Raw genomic sequence first — 18,684 nt, 5'->3', positions numbered from 1 at the left:
ACTCACTATGACAGGTTTATCGCGGGACCCGCAAGCCGTGTGGAAGGGATTGCTTGAGGGCAATCGCCGCTTCGCCGAAGGCGCCCCGGAGCACCCCAATCAATCAGTGAGCCGACGCGCTGAATTATCTTTGAAGCAAGAGCCTCGCGCCGCTGTACTCACGTGTGGCGACTCGAGAGTTCCGGTTGAATTGCTTTTTGACGTCGGCTTGGGTGATACCTTTGTGGTTCGTACCGCTGGCGAAGTCGTCGATACCGCGGTACTAGCCTCCCTCGAATTTGCGGTGGCCAATCTCGGAGTGGAATTGGTTGTGGTCCTTGGACACGCTTCCTGTGGTGCCGTTGAAGCTGCTGCCCAGGTGGTTCTTGAGGGAGCACAAGTGCCCACTGGCCATCAGCGAGCCATCGTGGAGCAAATTGCCCCGTCCATCTTGGAGGCAAAGAGTCATGGTTTTCACAGCTCGGCAGACTTCGAGCGGGAACATGCTTCGGCGATTATGCGCAAAATAACTCAATTATCGTCGGTGATTAACGCTGCCGTTGAAAAGGGTGAGACCGCAATGGTAGCTGCCCACTACAGTATCGTCGATGGCCATGTAGATACCGTGAAAACCGCAGGTTTTTGACGGGACTGAGAGAAAATACTGGCAACACACCGCCGGTTAAGCGCGCTTGTTAGGTAGTTTCGCTTTAGGCTTAGGGTGTGGATCGCCGAGATAATCATTCCAGTTATTCCCGCCCGCAGTCACCTGCACCAGGAGCTCCCCGACGGCGGGGTACCGACCATGCTGATCATGCTGGGCCGAAAAGGCTCCCCGAGATTTATTATCGACGCCGTCGTTGGGCCGCCATCATTATCGTTGCGGCCATCGCGCTGCCGCTCATCTTCCTACTAACAACTCGGGGTAGCGATAATTCTGCCCCCGTCGCATCGACTGTCACCAGTACCTCAACAAAGGCGGTCATCGCCTTGGACGAGCCTGAAAAGACGAGCGTACCGAGTGTCACAATCACCCTCGAGCCCTCGGATGAAAGCGCGGACCAACCAGCAAAAGAAGTCGATCCCACTCTTCCACCGGAAAACCCGGCAAACGAGCAAGCACCTGAAGTGAAAAAGACCTGCGAATTAGCTGACCTGATGATCACCGCCTCAGCTGACAAGATTTTCTATAACGATAAGGAGCTCCCGAGCTTCTTCATGACGGTGAAGAATCCCACCGAAGCGGACTGTTCCATTGATCTTACTTCTGATGTTTTACGCTTCGAGGTTTACCAGCTGGCGAATAATAGCCGCATGTGGGCAGATATTGATTGCAACGCCCCCGTGGGGCTCGGTACTCAAATATTCCCGGCAGGCAAAGAGCGCAAATTTGAAGCGCGCTGGTCTCGGACTACCTCAACCCCTGAAAGCTGTGCCAATAGACAACCAGTACCAGCCGGAGCCTACTATTTGCACACCGTCATGGGCTCCAATGCTTCCCAGCCTTTCGATTTCAAACTGGGATAGGAGGCTATAGAAAAAGTCTCAGCGCATCGAGGAGGGTATCAACCGTAAAGACGGTGATGCCCTCTATTTTTTCCTCCGTGCGCGGAATAATCGCCTGCTGATAACCCAGCCGTTTAGCCTCTGCTAAGCGACGTGCAAGATGGGGGACCCGTCGAATCTCGCCAGCTAAACCCACCTCTCCTAAAACCACAGTTTGAGGCGGAAGCGATTTCCTCGCCATTGCTGAGGCAGTCGCTAAAGCGATTGCCAGATCGGTTGCGGGTTCACCCACCTTCATCCCTCCAACGGTCGCCACATAGACTTCCTTGTCGTGGGTCCGTTTGCCCGCGCGCGCTGATAATACAGCGAGCACCATGGGAACCCTGGTGGCATCCAACCCAGTAACGGCGCGCCGGGGGTTTTTGGATTCAGTAGGTACCACTAGTGACTGCACTTCTGCCAAAATTGGACGCACACCATCCATGGCTACCGTGACAGCAGTGCCATCGGGGGTGGAATCTCGATGGGAGAGGAAGAGCCCCGAGGGATCTGCGACCTCCTTGATACCGTCGGATTGCTGCTCAAAACATCCCACCTCATCGGTGGCCCCGAAGCGATTTTTAATACTACGCAGAAAACGCAAACTAGAGTGCCGGTCACCTTCAAAATTCAAAACCACATCGACGAGATGCTCGAGAACGCGCGGGCCGGCCACAGTGCCGTCCTTGGTGACGTGACCTACCAAAATAATAGGTATTCCAGAGCGTTTAGCCACAGTTGTTAACGCTGCGGTGACTGCGCGTGATTGCGCCACCCCACCAGATACGCCCTCAACACCACTAAGAGACATAGTCTGCACAGAATCGACTATGAGCAGACTTGGTTGCAACTTTTCAATATGGCCAAAGAGAATATCCACATTGGATTCGGCTGCGAGGTAGAGGCTTTCCTCTAAAGCGTGGGTGCGCTCCGCGCGCATACGCACCTGGCCAGCAGATTCCTCGGCGGTAGCGTATAGGGCGATACGAGGAGATCCATCGGGATTTTTTTCCTTAGCCCACTTCGAGGCCACTTCTAAAAGGAGCGTGGATTTACCAACCCCAGGTTCGCCAGCCAGCAGAATAACAGATCCGGCGACGATTCCGGCTCCTAGAACTCGGTCGAGTTCTCCGATTCCGGTACTCACCGAGGGCGCATCTTCAGGATTGATGCGAGTGATCGAGGTAGCGGGGGATGTTGGCGTGAGAGCTGTGCCTGCGGAAGGGACCTGGTGGGCTACGGGTTGGACCATTCTCTCTTCCATGGATCCCCAGGTACCGCATTCGGGGCACCGTCCTAGCCACTTGGGGCAGGAATAGCCACATTCCGCGCAGATATGAGTGCTCCGTACTTTCTTCGCCATAGCCTCTACCTTACAAAGGTCAAAAAAACACTGCGCTCATCGAAGCGATCAGCGCAGCAAAGGAAAGAATATTAGTGCTCGGTATGGCTGTGTTCGCGGTCGTGCTGGCCAGATTCGAGTACGGGGGCCGCAGTGGTGGCATCAACCACGATCGTGGAATCGTCGAAGACGAAAGTCACCTCTTTGGTGCCGCCGTAGGAAAAGCCCGGGTTAGCAATGGTGGTGCTGATATGGTTGACGCAAGCGCCCTTAGGTTCGACCAATTTCTTCATTTCAGAGGGGATATTAGCTACCAAGCTACACCCGTGCTTTAAAGAGCTATCGCCTTTAAGGCTTGCCTCCACACCATCGATGCTGACGGATTTCAGGGTGTGATCAGCATTGGTGTCGTCTTGGTTAATAGCAGTAAATTTCACCCCAGCGGTGCCATCGGGGGCAACCTGAACGGTCACGTCGCGCACCGCGATAGCGCCGTTGGAGGATTCAGCTGAAGCACCATCAACCGCCGCTACCTGACTGGAGGTCTGAGAGATCTGACCTGCCGAGCAAGCGGATAGAACCATGGCCGAAGCGCTGGCAAGTACAAGAGCGGCACTAAGCCGGCGAGTGGATTTAAAAGGCTTCACGGTACGCGTCCTCCAATTAAAGGTATGTTCATGGCTGTGGAGCTACAAAATTCTTGAGCTGGTAGAAAATTATAGTGATTCTCTACCACTTTAGCCGGTAGCTAGGACGACGCCTTCACTTTTGTGGTTAAAAGGTGTGATGTGGGGTCAATGGAAAGACGGAATAGACAGAAAAACTGTGAGCTAAATAATATTCTGATCTTCTCTGAGAAGAGATATCCAGTAGCCCGCGAGCAAAGGCCACCTCCTCGTATCCATTTCCCGTTGTTGTGACGTGTTAGTATATGAAAAGATTTGGTCACTGCGCGCTTTTTCAATCGCCACCGCTTAGCAATAATGCTGGGTTGACAGCTGAGATGATGTGGAAAAGATTGTAGCCCGAAGTAAATTTGCTCATAAAGGAGACTTGGTTATGGATTTCAAAGTCGGCGATACCGTAGTTTATCCGCACCACGGTGCAGCCGTCATTGAGGCGATCGAAGAGCGCGAGATGAACGGTGAAACCGTTGAATATCTCGTCCTGCAGATTCATCAGTCTGATTTAGTCGTGCGCGTACCATCCAAGAATACCGAGCGTGTCGGGGTCAGAGATGTAGTCGACGATGCTGGACTGCAAAAAGTCTTTGGTTTCCTGCGTGAAACCGACGTCGAGGAAGCAGGTAACTGGTCCAGGCGCTTTAAAGCCAATCAGGAACGCCTGGCCTCGGGTGATGTTAATAAGGTAGCCGAAGTTGTGCGCGATTTATGGCGCCGCGATCAGGGGAAGGGCCTATCCGCTGGCGAGAAGCGGATGTTGGCAAAGGCGCGCCAGGTTCTGGTAGGTGAATTAGCGCTTGCGCAGATTAAAGATGAGAAACAGGCAGAAGATATCCTCGCTGACGTGGATGCCACGATCATCCGCCACCAGATGGTATCCCCCCAGGCCGATCAAGAGTCCAAAGATCTCGATGACACACCCGTGGAACTCGACGATCTGAGCTTCGACGATAAAGACTAGGACCCCAAAATATAACGATGGGTGGTCGTGTAGATCAGGTAACTCAGCTTCCTGCCCGTCCTGTGGTGGCTCTTATCGCAGCGGCGGGCAAGGGCTCACGTCTTGGCGCTGATCTTCCCAAAGCCTATGTGGCACTACGGGGGAAAACCCTCATCGAGCGCTCAGTACGCGCCATGATTTACTCTGGTGTTGTCGATGAAGTCATCGTTATCATTAGCCCAGCGATGGAAGCACATGCTCATGCGATTCTGGAGCGAGCTGGTCTGCTTCACGCTGAAATACCCGTGCGCTTAGTTTTTGGCGGTGGTGAACGGGCTGATTCAGTGTGGGAGGGGATCCAAGCGATCGCGTACCCAGAAGCGGTTGTGCTCGTCCACGACGCAGCGCGCGCTCTCACACCGCCCGGCATGATTGCCAGGGTGGCGCGGGCCGTTTTGCAAGGGTATAAAGCAGTAATCCCGGTGCTGCCTGTAACAGATACCATCAAGGTGGTTGAAGGCGATACCGTGGAGCGCACCCTCGACCGCGAGAGCTTACGAGCAGTGCAAACCCCGCAAGGTCTCGACCTTCAAACAGCTCGCGCGGCGAATGCAGCCTACTTTTCTGGGCCACCGCACTTCCAGGCCACCGATGATGCCTCCCTCATGGAGTGGTTTGGGGTGCCTATTAGTTGTGTGGCGGGTGACCCCATGGCCTTTAAAATCACCACTCCCATCGACTATATGCTGGCCAAAGCCGTCACTGATGAGGCGGAACCGACAATATTTGAGGTCCCCGATGACTAAGCCCATAATCCCCCGTGTTGGAATCGCAACCGACGCCCACCAGATCGATTCCGCTCAACCATGCTGGATAGCCTGTCTGTTATTCCCCCACGAATCCGGCTGCGAGGGACATTCCGATGGTGATGTCGTGGCGCACGCTCTTGTCGACGCCCTCCTCTCAGCGGCGAATCTTGGCGATCTTGGATCCTTCGTTGGAGTAGGCCGCAAAGAATATGACAATGTCTCCGGTGCTAGATTGTTGAAAGAATGCCGTGAGCTGCTTGAGTCTAAGGGTTTCGTGATCGGTAACGCCGCTGTGCAATTAGTGGGACAGACCCCGAAGATGGGGCCCAGGCGCGAAGAAGCCGAAGCGAAAATGTCGACGATCGTAGGCGCCCCAGTGTCGTTATCGGCCACCACCACCGACCATATGGGCTTTACCGGACGCGGCGAGGGTCGGGCAGCCATCGCAACCGCGGTGGTATGGGTAGCAGACTGATCGAGAAGCCGAACGATTCTAGGTGGGTTGATATCTGCGCCGGAAAGGAAGCGGCGAATCGAGTGCGCTCGCTGGTGGGACATGTGCGCTAAGAGCAGTCGGCGATAAGAGCCAGCGATGGGGCGCTAGCCTTCATCCAGTGGCTATCAAGCATGGTTACCTAAAGATTTAAGTACTTTAATAACTAAAGGCAGTTAAATGGACGCTCAGATAAAGGCATTTCTGCGTATAGGTCACAGTTGGGGGTAAAAGTCCGCAAAATCTAACACCCCTCCCTTGAGTTTTATTCATTTATCGATACATAATACAAACAACTTTGGGTGTCACTGACCAGATAGCAGCATAGCTGGATCAGGCATAACCGAGGTAAGCGAACGTTTCCCAGCACTTGGCATACCTTTAGCTAAGTCTCTATTGAAGGCGTTTCTACCGTGAGTGATACCCTAAACCCCACTGAGTCCGCCCAAATCAAGCGCGTACTGAGTAATAACGCTGTCCTCGTCACCGTGGGCACGATCCCTCAGGTCCTCGTGGCTAAGGGTGTGGGTTTCCAAGCCAAATCAGGCGATATCATCACATTCTCAGCGCAGCACCAACGCTTCGTCCACCTCAGCCCAGAGCAAGCGCAATTCTTCGAATCATTAAATGCCATAGATACCGAGTTCATCGAACATTTTTCCCAAGCCTTGGATCTCGCCACCGATATTTTAGGGCCCCTTCATCCCAGCGTCTATGTTCTGTTAGTTGAGCACCTCGTCTTCGCCCTAGAACGAGCGCAACGAGATGAATTACTCAGCAATGGTATTACCGGGGAAATTCGAGCGGTTTTCCCCTTGGAGTACTCCGCCGCTGAGGTGATGTTGCAATATATCAATTCTCAGCTGGACGGGACACCCCTGCCCAAGAGCGAAGCTGGCTTTATTGCGCTGCACCTCAATGCCGCCCTCAGCGGAACCAGTGTGCGTAATTCCCTAGCCGCCGCTAATGAACTCGCCTCATATCTTCGATTTATTCGCGAAGGTTTGAATCTATCGGCTTATGATCTTGACCATTTCGATTCCGGGCTCGAGCCCACCATCGCTCGCCTGATTCGTCGACTTCGCGGGGGAATAGTACGCAGCAATGCAGCTCAACCCGTGATTGCCCAACAATTGCATACAGAATATTCCCTCGCACGGCAGCTTATCTGCCGTATTCTCGGTAGCCCTGATTTTCCTCCCACAGCCGGTGGAGAAGCTGCTTATCTCGCGGTTTTCCTCCACGGGCTGATGCAGGATCATCATATGTCGGCACCTCAACTATAGAAAGGACAGATCATGAAAGACGCAGTCTTTACCGGTCTGCAGAAACTCGGTAAAGCTTTGATGGGAGCTGTCGCCGTCCTGCCGGTCGCCGCTCTGCTTATGGGTATCGGTTATTGGATTGACCCGAATGGGTGGGGAGAAAACAGCCTTGCAGCCGCCATCCTCATCAAATCCGGGGCAGCCGTGCTTGATAACCTCGGCCTCATCTTCGCCGTGGCTATTTCCTACGGCCTCGCCAAGGATTCCAATGGCGCCGCCGCCCTCTCCGGCTTTATCGGGTTTATGACAGTAACAAGTTTGCTCAATGCCAGCGCCGTCGCTGGCTATAAGGGCATCGATGTTGATTCTCTTGACGGGGCAGGCAAACTCGAATGGCTCTCCTACGGGTGGGGTGCGGTAGGAAATAAAAATGTCCTCTTTGGCATTATCGTCGGCATCCTCGCCTCGTGGGTCTATAACCGTTTCCACAACACCAAACTTCCCGATTACCTGGCCTTTTTCTCCGGCCGTCGCTTAGTGCCGATCCTCACTTCGATCTTCTCTATCGTGCTCGCCGGCATTCTCTATATCGTCTGGCCTTTCGTCTATCACATCCTCTTCGACTTCGGTGAGTCCATTCAAAGTCTCGGCGCACTTGGCGCCGGCATCTACGGTTTTGCTAACCGGCTTCTGATCCCCACCGGTTTGCATCACGCTTTGAACTCGATCTTCTGGTTCGACGTCATTGGTATCAACGATATCGGCAACTTCCTTAAGGGTGGAGAAACAATCGCCGCTGCCGCTAGCGCCACCGACGCTGCCTCCTGCCCGGGCAATTGGACCGGTACCGTCTGCGAAGCGGTCGGATACGTTGGTCGTTACCAGGCTGGTTTCTTCCCAGTCATGATGTTCGGCTTGCCAGGTGCTGCTCTTGCTATCACGCTGCGCGCTCGCCCTGAGCGTCGTAAAGTCGTCGGTTCCCTGATGATGGCAGGCGCTCTTGCTTCCTTCTTTACCGGGGTGACCGAGCCTCTTGAATTCTCCTTTATGTTCGTGGCCCCGTTGCTCTTCTTAGTCCACGCATTACTCACCGGCATCTCGGTGGCTATCGCCGCCTCGATGAACTGGACCGCCGGTTTCGGCTTCTCCGCAGGCGCTGTGGATATGGCGCTCTCCTCGCAGAACCCGCTGGCCAACGAGTGGTGGATGCTACTCGTTATGGGTGTGGTCTATTTCGCGGTGTACTATTTCGTCTTCTACGCCCTCATCGGATGGCTCAATATGCGCACTCCTGGCCGCGAAGATGAAGATACCGAGGTTTCGGAAGCTACCATGGACACCGACGAAGAAGTTGCAACGGCCTCCCGCATCATCATCGATGGCCTCGGTGGTGGCTCCAATGTGGAGAATATCGACTACTGTGCAACCCGTCTACGTGTAGTTGTTAAAGATAATACCCAGGTGTCCGAACAAGTTATTAAGCGCGCCGGGGTCGCGGGAGTTATCCGCCCATCGCAGAAAAATGTTCAGGTGATCATTGGGCCGAAGGTGCAATTCGTCTACGACGAGGTAGCCCGCCAACTCAAGGGCCATCAGGTGGCTCTCGAAGGAGAAAAGGAAATCTAGTGTTTGGATTCGGCAAGAAGAAAGTTAAGCTCAGCGCTCCATTTTCTGGTGCAGTCATACCCATCGACCAAGTGCCGGATGCGGTTTTTGCAGGCGGCATGTTGGGCGAAGGCTTCGCCGTGGTCCCCGATGAGAATATCGAAACCTTTGAAGTTCTCAGCCCCGTCACCGGTACCATTGCAACCTTGTTCAAAACCCTGCATGCCTTCGCACTCAAAACTGATGAAGGCCTCGAGGTGCTGGTCCATATTGGCCTCGATACGGTGGAGCTCAAGGGCGAAGGCTTTAGCCAATTAGCCGCAAAGGGCGACAAAGTTACTGCTGGTCAACCTATTATTCGAGTGGATGCCGCAGCAGTGCGCGCCGCTGGGAAAGACCTTGTGACGCCTGTGGTAATGACCAATAAGAAGCAGGTCAAATCTGTGGTAGTAAATGCCAACAGAGCCTCGGCCCAGGACGAGATCGCAACTGTTTCCCTTGCCTAACATTAATAAAGGCCCTTCCCCTAGCGTATAAGCGCTAGGGGAATTTTTATCGAACGATCTGATACATGCGGTTATGGGGTGGATAATCTAGACTGATGGTGTGAATTTACGCATCTTTGACACAGGTACCCGAACGTTAAGAGACTTCGAGCCCCTTCAACCAGGGCACGCCACGATCTACCTGTGTGGTGCCACTCCCCAAAGCCAACCCCATATCGGCCACGTGCGCTCTGGGGTTGCCTTCGATATTCTGCGCCGCTGGCTCATAGCCCAAGGGCTCGATGTAGCTTTTGTACGCAACGTCACTGATATCGACGATAAAATTCTCACCAAAGCGGCAGAGAATAATCGGCCGTGGTGGGAATGGGTGAGCACCTACGAGCGCGAATTCACCTCCGCGTACCAGCAACTGGGTGTGCTTCCTCCATCTGTAGAGCCGCGCGCAACCGGACATATCACCCAGATGATTGATTATATGCAGCGCCTGATCGACCGCGGCTTTGCTTATGCGGTCGCAGGTTCGGTCTATTTCGATGTCACTGCATGGGTTAGCGCCGCAGGCTCGGATTATGGTTCCCTATCTGGCAATAAAGTAGCAGATATGGACATGTGCGAATCCGAGCATCCAGGCAAGAAATCGCCACTCGACTTCGCTCTGTGGAAAGCGAGCAAACCTGGTGAGCCGAGCTGGCCGACCCCGTGGGGCGACGGGCGTCCCGGGTGGCACCTAGAGTGCTCCGCGATGGCCACCTGGTATCTCGGAGAAAAATTTGATATCCACGCAGGTGGCCTCGATTTACAATTCCCGCACCACGAGAATGAGATTGCTCAATCTCACGCCGCAGGCGATGGCTTTGCCCAGTATTGGATGCATAATCATTGGGTGACCTTAGCGGGCGAGAAAATGAGTAAATCCCTAGGCAATATCCTGAGCGTTCCTGAGATCCTCAGCACAGTGCGACCCGTGGAACTGCGCTACTATTTAGGATCCGCACACTACCGCTCCGTATTGGAATACTCAGAAGCGGCACTTGTCGAGGCGGCCAGCGGCTACCGACGAATCGAGACATTCATCCACCGCTTCCCCGATGTGGAGATTGGAGAGTGGACCGAAGAATTTGAAGCCGCTATGAATGAGGATCTCGCGGTTCCGCGTGCACTTGCCGATATTCACAACCAGGTCCGGGCTGGCAATAAGGCGCTGGCAGAGAAAAACCCCGAACGCGCACGCGCAATCGCCGCCACCGTTCGCGCTATGACCTCCGTATTGGGCATCGATCCACTCAGTGAGCAGTGGCGTGGCGAAAACCAGCACTCTGCTGCCGCCCACCATGCTCTCGAGGTTCTCATCGAGGCCGAATTGCAGCGCCGCACTCAGGCGCGGCAGGATAAGAATTTTGCGCTTGCCGACGAAGTCCGCGACCGCCTCGCCCAAGCGGGTATCACCGTCACTGATACACCCGACGGACCCGAGTGGTCGCTCTAAGCGCGCTTTTTAACTACACAAAAGGACCAAAATAATGGCAGGTAATCAACCTAATCGTCCCGGTTTGCGGAAAACAAATAAGAAGGGCGCTCAAAAAGGATCGGGCGGAGTCAGACGCCGTGGCTTAGCCGGAAAAGGTCCTACCCCTAAGGCCGAAGACCGGGTCTACCATCAGGCCCATAAGCGCAAACTAGAGCGCGAGCGTCGCAATAGTGGCCGGCACCAAAAAGATGATCAGCATGAACTCGTCGTAGGACGCAATCCTGTGGTTGAATGCCTACACGCACGGGTACCAGCCACGGCCTTGTATATCAGTGAAGGGACGCGGAATGATAACCGTCTCAGTGAGGCGGTCCAGATAGCCCACGCGCGTTCGATTCCGCTGATTGAAGTAGCTCGCCACGAGTTGGACCGGATGACCGGGAATGGGATGCATCAAGGCATCGGTTTAGAAATCCCCCCATATAAATACGCTGACGTGAACGATCTCATCACTAAGGTGCGCGAATCTGGGGAAAAAGGCATGATTGTGGTGCTCGACAATATCACCGATCCGCGTAACTTGGGTGCGGTGATCCGATCCGTTGCAGCCTTTGGAGGCCACGGAGTGGTCATCCCTGAGCGCCGGTCCGCGTCCGTGACCGCAGTGGCTTGGCGTACCTCCGCCGGTACCGCTGCGAGAATGCCCGTTGCTAAAGCCACGAATATCACCCGTACGATTAAAGAATTCCAACGTAGTGGCTACCAAGTGGTCGGGCTCGATACCGGCGGCAATGCCACGCTAGATAACTATGATGGCACCGATAATGTGGTCATCGTGGTGGGGTCCGAAGGAAAAGGGATTTCGCGCCTCGTGCGGGAAAACTGTGATGAACTGATGAGTATTCCCATGGCCAGCTGGGTAGAAAGCCTCAATGCCTCCGTGGCCGCAGGTGTCGTACTCAGCGAATTCGCTCGTCAGCGTCGTCGTTAAGCGCGCTGAAAACCGAAGAAATCTATCGCTGCGTCAACGGCCTCAAAGCGATCAGTTCCAGGGCCTAGCACCGTTGATTCAACTGGTTGTGCCGTAGGAATATGGTGGCCGACGCCCTCGAGAATATAGGCCACTACACTGCCATAATCGAGATACTGATAGCCGCTTAAGCCCGTCACCCGTGTGGCTGGGCGGTTTTCTCGATTCAAGACTGCATAATAGTGGGCGGTGTCCTCTAAGCCCAGGACGCGCCCGCGATTATTGCGGGATACCAACTGAATATCGCCACCAGCGAAGGGAATGATGGGATCATCGGTGCCGTGCATCAAAAGTGTCGGCGTAGGGATATAGCCGTGTGCGCTACACAAGAATTCTTCCGCCACCGGTTGCGTGGCACCGATTATGAGAGCGCCAGATATTAGCCCTGGGTATTCGTGGAGCAACCGAAAGACCATATGGCCGCCATTGGAAAATCCGCCGCAGAATACTCGCCCGTTGGGGGCTATGGATCGGGCTAGTTCGTTGATAAAGGCAGCATCGTCAGTTTCGAGGAGTCGGGTGCGCTCAGCGAAGTATTTTCTTCCGTCATTCCAGTGCCGTCCGATTCCCTCGGGGTAAATAACGTGGAGGCCGTAATCGTTGAGCCGGTCCCACTGGTTGCCACTGAAGTGGCGGATTACCTGCGCTGATTGCGTGGATCCGTGAAGAAAGATGAAGATATCTCCACTAGGTTGCGCCGCTGGGTTGAAAAGGTACTGGCGCTCTTGGCCGGTTGAGGTGTGAAATACGGCCCGCTCTATACTCATACTGTCCTATTTTAGGCAGTAGCCTAAAGAGTATGGAGAAAAAGCGTGTCCGCAGAAGTTCCCTCGCCTCCCTTGCAGCCGAACTTGGAGTCTCGCGCACCACAGTCTCCAATGCCTATAACCGCCCCGAAGAGTTATCCCCACAATTGCGGAGGAAAATCCTAGCCACCGCAGCCAAGCGCGGCTACCCAGGCCCGGACCCCATGGCACGCGGATTGCGCACCAAAGAGGTTGGGAGCGTGGGGGTGCTACTCACCGAGCATATGACCTACGCATTTGAGGATATGGCTTCGGTTGATTTCCTCGCGGGTATGGCCACTGCTTCGACGGGAAGCCAAACCTCCTTAACTCTCATACCTGTAGGTCCCCACGCAGAGAATGATTCCGTGGATTTACTCAACCAGGCTGTGGTCGATGGTTTTGTCATCTACTCGGTGGCAGCGGATGAACCCTTTCTTCGCGCTGTGGAGCGCCGCGGATTACCTGGGGTCATCTGCGATCAACCCAAGGGTGATCTGCGCTTTCCCTTTGTGGGAATAGACGATAAAAAAGCTATTGCTCCCGCAGCCCAGGCGCTTATCCATGCTGGCCACCGATCAATCGGAATATTGTGTATCCGCCTTTCACCACAGCCAAATAATGGGCCAGTTCTTCCCGATCGGCTCCGCCAGGCCAAGCATCATGTGCAACGTGATCGCGTGCTCGGTGCCCTTGAGGTCTTCGCGGCAGCCGGAATTGATCCGCAGCACGTGCCCATCATCGAGCGCCATCTCAACGATATGGAGAATAACTACCAGGCAGCTGCTGAGTTGCTAGGAAGCCATCCCCATCTGACCGCCATTTTATGCACCACTGACACTATGGCTTTGGGAGTAATGGCCTACGCCCGAGATCACGGTATGTCCATTCCAGCACAGCTCTCTCTGACCGGTTTTGACGGCACGAGCACAGCACTGATAAAGGATCTCAGCACCGTCATCCAACCCAATAAGCTCAAGGGGGAGTGGGCTGGGCGCATTCTTTTTCAGCAACTGCAGGGAAAAGAGATCAGTCAGCGAACTCTTCTTGAGGTGGGATATAATCCTGGTCAAACAGTCGCTTCCCCAGATGAGGATAAAAACTCCTGACGCTGGAGGTATAGGTCCTCGAGGAGGTCTGCTACTGCTGCACAATCGGCCACGCGTTTCCTGGCGTGGGTGAATCCTTCACCTACCTTGACTGATAGATCGCACGGGCGCAAGACGTCAAAGCCATCTTCGTCGGTCGTATCATCGCCTAAGAAAATGACAGCATCGGGTTGGTACACCGAGGTGGCTATGCGGATCCATGAACCTTTGTTGATATCTAAGACCCCAGCTTCGACTATATTTTTGCCAGGCGCAATAGTAACCCCTGGAATATCGACGGCTTGGGCTAAGGCCGCAATATCGGCAGACTTGTGCTGATCGGCGGCCATGAGGTGGAGAACGCGATGAAAGGGCTTGTATTCAACAAAGGCGCCAGGTAGATCTGCAATAAGTTCTTCAAATCGCTCCGTGACCTTATCGAGTGCCGTGGCTCGTTCGGGGCTCATCGTGGTGGCGAGGAGCTCGGACTCGGCCCCATGGGAGCCGGCCAGAATGATATCACCGCGTGGATCTAGCCCAGATACGCTCGCCAGGCCGCGGCGATCGCGCCCGGAGAGAATGGCAACCGTGGTATCACGCAGAACACTTAAATTCTTCAAGGCTGCCATGGCGCGCTGGTTCACGGGAACATGGGTGGGGTCAGGAGAGAATTCTGCCAAAGTTCCGTCGAAATCAGAGATGACCAGAAGGGAAGGGGCTTCGGCGATCATGGGAGTGCCAATCCAATAGCTCTCGGTTCCACCGATGCTGTCAGCGGTTCACGCAGCACCATGCTATCGGGCTGCGGGCGGGTAATCTCGAGCGGGCCCGTCGTGAGAATATCCTGTAGTGCATCGTGGATATAGCGTGTCTTAGCTGTGCATACGAGCTCATCTGGGGGGGAGATGGAAAAGTCCGAGAAGCTCACAGTTGTAGCCTCATCGATGAGCGCCGGAGCGGAATCCTTTTTATAGTTAGCTGTTGCTGTAAACTGCGAACATCCGCTGAAGCCCACAATGGTGGAATTACCAAAACTGATAGTCACCTTCGTTGCATTATCATCTGGAAGGGTCGAGGGCAGATCTGCGCTACTAAACACATCGGTGACTTGCCATGTGGTGCCTACTAGGGTGGGGGTGGGTGCGCACGCGGATAGCGCAAGAATACCCACGAGTAAGAGACGTTGTTTCATCGGGAAGATTCCTTCAAAGCGTCGAGATAGGAGCGAGCCCACAGATCAACATCATGCGTTATAACCTGCTGGTACATGGTGAGCATCCGTTTCTGGGGGATTTCCGGTTGCGTTGCTAGTGCCATCATCGCATTATGAATCTCAGCCTTAATAGATTCACTATCGAAGGGATTGCACAAATATGCGTCGACGAGCTCGGTGGCTGCGCCAGCAAATTCGCTGAGCACCAACGCCCCAGACCCGTCTCCGTGGCAAGCAACATACTCTTTAGCCACCAAATTCATGCCGTCCTTGAATGGGGTGACCAGCATAATATCGGCGGCGCTATAGAGCTCGATCAGACGCTCCTTCGACAGCGATGCATGATGGTAGCTCACCACAGGCTTACCTAGCGCCCCAAAGCGCCCATTGATGCGACCAACGGCCTCTTCAACTTTGCTGCGCGTGGCCTGATAGTGGTCGATGCGCTCTCTGGAAGGAGTGGCGATCTGAACAAAGCTGGTGCGGTGATCAATCAACCCCTCCTCGAGTAAACTTTCCAAGGCCTCCAGTCGCTGTAAAATCCCCTTCGTATAGTCTAGGCGGTCAACTCCCAAAATGAGTGTCTCGGGATTACCCATCTCCCTACGTACACGAGTTCTGTCTACGTGGGCTGATACAAAGGGCTCAGGATCAATAGAGATTGGAAAGGCGGCCACTTTAACTACGCGATCATCATCGGTGTGAATTGTAGCGTTTGGCTGGCGGACCTTTACGGATCCACTGACTCGCTCTGGATGGTAGCGATCGACAATATCGAGGAAATTTTGGGCATTGGATATCAGGTGGAAACCGATGAGGTCAGCGCCCAACATGCCCGCCAGGATATCGGTGCGCCACGGCAGCTGGCGAAAAAGATCCGGGGCTGGGAACGGAATATGTAAAAACAGCCCAATAGTCAGATCAGGGCGCAGCTCCCGCAAGAGGCCAGGTACGAGCTGGAGCTGATAATCTTGGACCCATACCGTAGCCCCGGGGGCTGCAACACTGGCAGCCTCTTCGGCAAATTTCACATTCACCGCGTGATACGACTGCCACCAATCGTAGCGATATTCTGGGCTTACAATAAGGTCGTGGTACAGCGGCCATAGCGTGGCATTAGAAAAGCCCTCATAGAAATTCTCGTAATCGACGCGAGTCAACTCCACAGGATGGAGGAGAATGCCGTTATCGGTATGAAAGGGTTCTAGTTTTTCTACGATGGCTCCGGGCCATCCCACCCAACACCCGGAGTGTTTGCTTAAGATGGGGGACAAGGCACTAACCAGTCCACCTGGGCTCGGGCTCCACGTGGAGGCCCCAAGGTTATCAATAGTCAAATCTACCGGTAGTCGGTTAGCCACCACCACGAAATCATGGGTGCCTGTGGGCGCGTGAGGGGAATTCATGCATCTTAGTCCTCTTAAAAAATCTCCCCCAAAAAGTTTGGAGGAGAAGGTGGTGTAATAATGCTACCGCGATACCTTCGTGCGGGCCTTAGGCCTGAGTAGCCTTGGTAGTCTTCTTCGTCGCTTTCTTTGTTGCCTTTTTAGCAGTGGTTTTTTTAGCCGCTGTCTTTTTAGCGGTGGTTTTCTTCGTTGTCTTCTTAGTGGTGGTCTTTTTTGAGGCCTTCTTAGTTGCTTTAGCCTTCTTAGTAACCTTCTTCGGGGCGAGAGCTGCCTCGTGGTCGGCGGCAACCTTTTGGTAGTTGAGGCCCTCAGTTTCGATCCCCAGCATGCACATTAAGGTGACGCCGTCGAAGAAATCGTGAGCATAAGAAGCCACTACTTTCCGAGCAGCTGCTGCAGTTTCCGCTTCCACCGCGTGCAGGGACTCCGCAGGGGTTCTGGTATCAGTGACCTTCGGTGGCAAAGCCTTCTCCTTTGTGAGAATATATTTTGTTCACAATCATGCAAAAGACACATTCTAGCAGAGCTTTTAAGCTTGTGAAAGCGTCAAGGGTGACACGGTCACTTCTTGTCTTTATTTTTTAGCGGCGGTTTTTTACTGCGTGCCACCGGCTTACCATAGGTTTTGAAAGATCCGTAGAAATTCAATCGTGGTTTCCGGCGTATCCTTCGTGCCATCCATTCACCAAATACAACGCCACTGGCAAGTGCTGCCGCTACCGAGAGAGCTACGGAAATATTGGTGAAACTCAGCAGTACCTGTTCATTCAAGGCTGCGTACATTCCCCGATAAATAGCCAGGCCAGGAAGTAACGGAGTGATACCCGAGACCGCGGTAATGAGCGGGGGGATGAGAAAACGCCTGGCAATTAAACCTCCAGCCAAACCAATAACAGAGGCAGCGATGGCAGCTCCGATAATCTCGCTGAGGCCAAAGGGTAGAACCAGGAAATAATAAACAAAAAGCCCAAGCATAGAGTTAAAAGCCGCCGCCACAGTACTCGAGAACTCCGCTCGGCATGCAACCGCGAACGAGAAGGCAGCAAACCCTCCGGCCAGCAGCTTGACCGTGGCTGAAGTAAAACTTAAGAGGCTCAGATTTTCCAGCGGAGGGAGAGTAATCCCTAAAAATTCACTCACCTGGAGTCCGGCACCCACGCCTGCCACGATGGCACCGGTAGAGAGCATCGTTTCAAAGAAACGGGCACTCGCGGTCACAGGAGCCCCCATCATTCCGTCTTGCATGGATTGCACGAGTGAGAGCGAGGCGAGCATCACCACAATGCCCGCTGCGATAATATGCGAAGGAAAGATCGGCGAGGCGTTATTTAAGGTGATTTGATAGGTCAAGGCAGCTGGAACGGTGGTGATGAACCCCCCGAGTAGCATCTGGAAAAAGGTAGGCAGATTATGCCGGGCCAGCACAGCGGAGCTCCATTGAATGAGCACGGCGATAATAAAACTGATCACTGCTGCCGCGAATCCACCCCCTGCGCCTACTGCAACGGCCGCTCCCATGCCACCCCACCCTAAGAGGCTACGCCGGAAGGTGCGCCGCGAGGGAGTCTGAAAAAGTTCGTTGAGGATCTTCTCGGCAACCTGTGGCGGAGTAGCGCCACCGCGGATCGATCGGATGAGGCGGTCGATCTCGCTGAGTTTCGAGAAATCTACATTCATGCGGCTGACCACTCTGAAAACACTCAGTGGCACCTTTTTCTCTACCCCAATAGTGGAGAAGATAGTGATCGTATTAAGAGTGATGTCTACGTGGGTGTAGTGCAGCCCGTAGGAGGTGGTCACTGCTTGAATATAGGCGACGGTATCGCGATTCGATGTCCCCGCAGAGAGAAAAATATCACCGATGCGCGCTGCCAGATCCATGACCCCGGCCACCTCTACGGGGTTGGTGAGATCAATAGGGGCGAGCGGCGAAGGCGGCGGCGCTGCCTTCGCGGTATCGATCGTGGAATATCTGCCGCCTTGCATTGCGACAGTTTTCAACCACACGAGTGGATTAAACACACTTGAGCCTTAGAATTCGTTGAGTACAGTACATCAGTTCTACCCCAAGATAGCCCGCTGCAACGCTATCGGTAAACCCGCGCATTGAAATTCTTGGGGAAGATTAGGTAGTATTTCACAGCAGTGCTGGAGTGGCGCAATTGGTAGCGCACCGGTCTTGTAAACCGGTGGTTGCGAGTTCAAGTCTCGTCTCCAGCTCACTTAAGGCCCCACCCGTGATTGCGGATGGGGCCTTTACCGTTAATTTTCGCGGACAGGTAGCATCCCAGGAGGTTCGCTTTAAGTGGTGGAGCTGGAGTTTTACACGTGAGGCGTAGGCTTAAAAGGCCAGAACTAAAGTACTGAAAGTTAAGGCATGGGGGCTGAGCGGACACGTGCGGAGCGAAGTCCTTCGGAGGAGACGGGCCGGCCTTTCCTTGGGATTTATATACCTCCCCGCCCACTAATTTTTCTGACAGCACACCTAATAGCTTTCACGAGCGTGCTTTTAAGTGGCGCTGTACGC

General features: G+C 54.1%; 17 protein-coding genes, 1 tRNA gene and 1 pseudogene. 11 read left to right on the top strand and 8 right to left on the bottom strand.

Going from position 1 to position 18,684, the window contains the following annotated elements:
- The first annotated feature begins 7 nt into the window (after positions 1–7).
- Together NXS13_RS05870 and NXS13_RS05865 are read left to right on the top strand one after the other, a co-directional pair.
- A complete protein-coding gene (locus NXS13_RS05870; RefSeq protein ID WP_310470433.1) occupies positions 8–625 on the top strand; it encodes a carbonic anhydrase in 618 nt (205 codons plus the stop codon).
- A gap of 77 nt (positions 626–702) precedes the next feature.
- On the top strand, positions 703–1,506 hold the full coding sequence (locus tag NXS13_RS05865; protein WP_259078874.1) for a hypothetical protein: 804 nt from the start codon (positions 703–705) through the stop codon (positions 1,504–1,506).
- A 4-nt stretch (positions 1,507–1,510) separates the two neighbouring features.
- Here NXS13_RS05865 and radA read toward each other — a convergent pair whose 3' ends face one another.
- Both radA and NXS13_RS05855 read right to left on the bottom strand, forming a co-directional pair.
- On the bottom strand, positions 1,511–2,887 hold the full coding sequence (gene radA / locus NXS13_RS05860; protein WP_259078875.1) for a DNA repair protein RadA: 1,377 nt from the start codon (positions 2,885–2,887) through the stop codon (positions 1,511–1,513).
- Positions 2,888–2,958: 71 nt separating this feature from the next.
- Complete coding sequence (locus NXS13_RS05855; RefSeq protein WP_396125070.1) at positions 2,959–3,513, bottom strand: hypothetical protein; 555 nt, start codon at positions 3,511–3,513, stop codon at positions 2,959–2,961.
- 412 nt (positions 3,514–3,925) lie between these two features.
- On the opposite strand from NXS13_RS05855, the gene NXS13_RS05850 reads away from it, so the two are divergent.
- The 7 genes and pseudogenes from NXS13_RS05850 to rlmB all read left to right on the top strand — a co-directional run bounded on the left by NXS13_RS05850 (position 3,926) and on the right by rlmB (position 11,626).
- Positions 3,926–4,510 (top strand): CarD family transcriptional regulator, encoded by a 585-nt coding sequence (locus tag NXS13_RS05850; RefSeq protein WP_259289487.1) that lies wholly within the window; start codon positions 3,926–3,928, stop codon positions 4,508–4,510.
- A gap of 17 nt (positions 4,511–4,527) precedes the next feature.
- The gene (gene ispD, locus NXS13_RS05845; protein ID WP_259158405.1) at positions 4,528–5,295 is read left to right on the top strand and encodes a 2-C-methyl-D-erythritol 4-phosphate cytidylyltransferase; all 768 of its coding nucleotides are present in this window, start codon (positions 4,528–4,530) and stop codon (positions 5,293–5,295) included.
- Positions 5,288–5,773 carry a 2-C-methyl-D-erythritol 2,4-cyclodiphosphate synthase gene (ispF, locus tag NXS13_RS05840; protein ID WP_259078878.1) on the top strand — a complete coding sequence of 162 codons (486 nt, stop codon included), beginning with the start codon at positions 5,288–5,290 and terminating at the stop codon, positions 5,771–5,773. The genes ispD and ispF overlap by 8 nt, the downstream gene beginning before the upstream one ends.
- Positions 5,774–6,204: 431 nt before the next feature.
- A complete protein-coding gene (locus NXS13_RS05835) occupies positions 6,205–7,077 on the top strand; it encodes a PRD domain-containing protein (RefSeq protein ID WP_259078879.1) in 873 nt (290 codons plus the stop codon).
- Positions 7,078–7,089: 12 nt separating this feature from the next.
- Positions 7,090–9,167 (top strand): annotated as a pseudogene (gene nagE / locus NXS13_RS05830) (N-acetylglucosamine-specific PTS transporter subunit IIBC).
- Between the two features lie 100 nt (positions 9,168–9,267).
- Positions 9,268–10,653, top strand: a complete 1,386-nt coding sequence (gene cysS / locus NXS13_RS05820) for a cysteine--tRNA ligase (RefSeq protein WP_259078885.1) — start codon at positions 9,268–9,270, stop codon at positions 10,651–10,653.
- 34 nt (positions 10,654–10,687) lie between these two features.
- Positions 10,688–11,626, top strand: coding sequence for a 23S rRNA (guanosine(2251)-2'-O)-methyltransferase RlmB (gene rlmB / locus NXS13_RS05815; RefSeq protein ID WP_259078886.1), 939 nt, complete (start codon positions 10,688–10,690; stop codon positions 11,624–11,626).
- Here rlmB and NXS13_RS05810 read toward each other — a convergent pair.
- Positions 11,623–12,432, bottom strand: a complete 810-nt coding sequence (locus tag NXS13_RS05810; RefSeq protein ID WP_259289486.1) for a PHB depolymerase family esterase — start codon at positions 12,430–12,432, stop codon at positions 11,623–11,625. The genes rlmB and NXS13_RS05810 overlap by 4 nt on opposite strands.
- A 32-nt stretch (positions 12,433–12,464) precedes the next feature.
- On the opposite strand from NXS13_RS05810, the gene NXS13_RS05805 reads away from it, so the two are divergent.
- Entirely contained in the window at positions 12,465–13,559 is a 1,095-nt protein-coding gene (locus NXS13_RS05805) for a substrate-binding domain-containing protein (RefSeq protein ID WP_259078892.1), read from the top strand.
- On the opposite strand, the gene otsB is transcribed toward NXS13_RS05805, so the two are convergent.
- From otsB to NXS13_RS05780, 5 genes are all read right to left on the bottom strand, one after another.
- Positions 13,520–14,269, bottom strand: coding sequence for a trehalose-phosphatase (gene otsB / locus NXS13_RS05800; protein WP_259078894.1), 750 nt, complete (start codon positions 14,267–14,269; stop codon positions 13,520–13,522). The genes NXS13_RS05805 and otsB overlap by 40 nt on opposite strands.
- Positions 14,266–14,730 (bottom strand): META domain-containing protein, encoded by a 465-nt coding sequence (locus NXS13_RS05795; protein ID WP_259078895.1) that lies wholly within the window; start codon positions 14,728–14,730, stop codon positions 14,266–14,268. The genes otsB and NXS13_RS05795 overlap by 4 nt, the downstream gene beginning before the upstream one ends.
- Positions 14,727–16,157: a trehalose-6-phosphate synthase gene (locus NXS13_RS05790; protein ID WP_259078899.1), complete on the bottom strand. Its 1,431-nt coding sequence runs from the start codon at positions 16,155–16,157 to the stop codon at positions 14,727–14,729. Before NXS13_RS05790 ends, NXS13_RS05795 begins: the two co-directional genes overlap by 4 nt.
- 88 nt (positions 16,158–16,245) lie before the next feature.
- Positions 16,246–16,620: a hypothetical protein gene (locus NXS13_RS05785; protein ID WP_259078901.1), complete on the bottom strand. Its 375-nt coding sequence runs from the start codon at positions 16,618–16,620 to the stop codon at positions 16,246–16,248.
- A gap of 98 nt (positions 16,621–16,718) precedes the next feature.
- Positions 16,719–18,143: a threonine/serine exporter ThrE gene (locus NXS13_RS05780; RefSeq protein ID WP_259079004.1), complete on the bottom strand. Its 1,425-nt coding sequence runs from the start codon at positions 18,141–18,143 to the stop codon at positions 16,719–16,721.
- 161 nt (positions 18,144–18,304) lie between these two features.
- On the opposite strand from NXS13_RS05780, the gene NXS13_RS05775 reads away from it, so the two are divergent.
- Positions 18,305–18,377 (top strand) — tRNA-Thr (locus NXS13_RS05775).
- The last annotated feature ends 307 nt before the right edge of the window (positions 18,378–18,684 follow it).

Source organism: Corynebacterium sp. ES2730-CONJ (assembly GCF_024834055.1).
In the GTDB taxonomy this organism is placed as follows: Bacteria; Actinomycetota; Actinomycetes; order Mycobacteriales; family Mycobacteriaceae; genus Corynebacterium.
The sequence above is the reverse complement of the archived record's forward strand: the minus strand, read 5'-3'. Positions and strand labels throughout refer to the sequence as shown.

Coding starts and splice junctions, on each gene's coding strand:
- NXS13_RS05870 (WP_310470433.1), top strand. CDS start 8: ATGACAGGTTTATCGCGGGACCCGCAAGCCGTGTGGAAGGGATTGCTT.
- radA (WP_259078875.1), bottom strand. CDS start 2,887: ATGGCGAAGAAAGTACGGAGCACTCATATCTGCGCGGAATGTGGCTAT.
- NXS13_RS05850 (WP_259289487.1), top strand. CDS start 3,926: ATGGATTTCAAAGTCGGCGATACCGTAGTTTATCCGCACCACGGTGCA.
- ispD (WP_259158405.1), top strand. CDS start 4,528: ATGGGTGGTCGTGTAGATCAGGTAACTCAGCTTCCTGCCCGTCCTGTG.
- ispF (WP_259078878.1), top strand. CDS start 5,288: ATGACTAAGCCCATAATCCCCCGTGTTGGAATCGCAACCGACGCCCAC.
- rlmB (WP_259078886.1), top strand. CDS start 10,688: ATGGCAGGTAATCAACCTAATCGTCCCGGTTTGCGGAAAACAAATAAG.
- NXS13_RS05810 (WP_259289486.1), bottom strand. CDS start 12,432: ATGAGTATAGAGCGGGCCGTATTTCACACCTCAACCGGCCAAGAGCGC.
- NXS13_RS05805 (WP_259078892.1), top strand. CDS start 12,465: ATGGAGAAAAAGCGTGTCCGCAGAAGTTCCCTCGCCTCCCTTGCAGCC.
- otsB (WP_259078894.1), bottom strand. CDS start 14,269: ATGATCGCCGAAGCCCCTTCCCTTCTGGTCATCTCTGATTTCGACGGA.
- NXS13_RS05795 (WP_259078895.1), bottom strand. CDS start 14,730: ATGAAACAACGTCTCTTACTCGTGGGTATTCTTGCGCTATCCGCGTGC.
- NXS13_RS05790 (WP_259078899.1), bottom strand. CDS start 16,157: ATGAATTCCCCTCACGCGCCCACAGGCACCCATGATTTCGTGGTGGTG.
- NXS13_RS05780 (WP_259079004.1), bottom strand. CDS start 18,143: ATGCAAGGCGGCAGATATTCCACGATCGATACCGCGAAGGCAGCGCCG.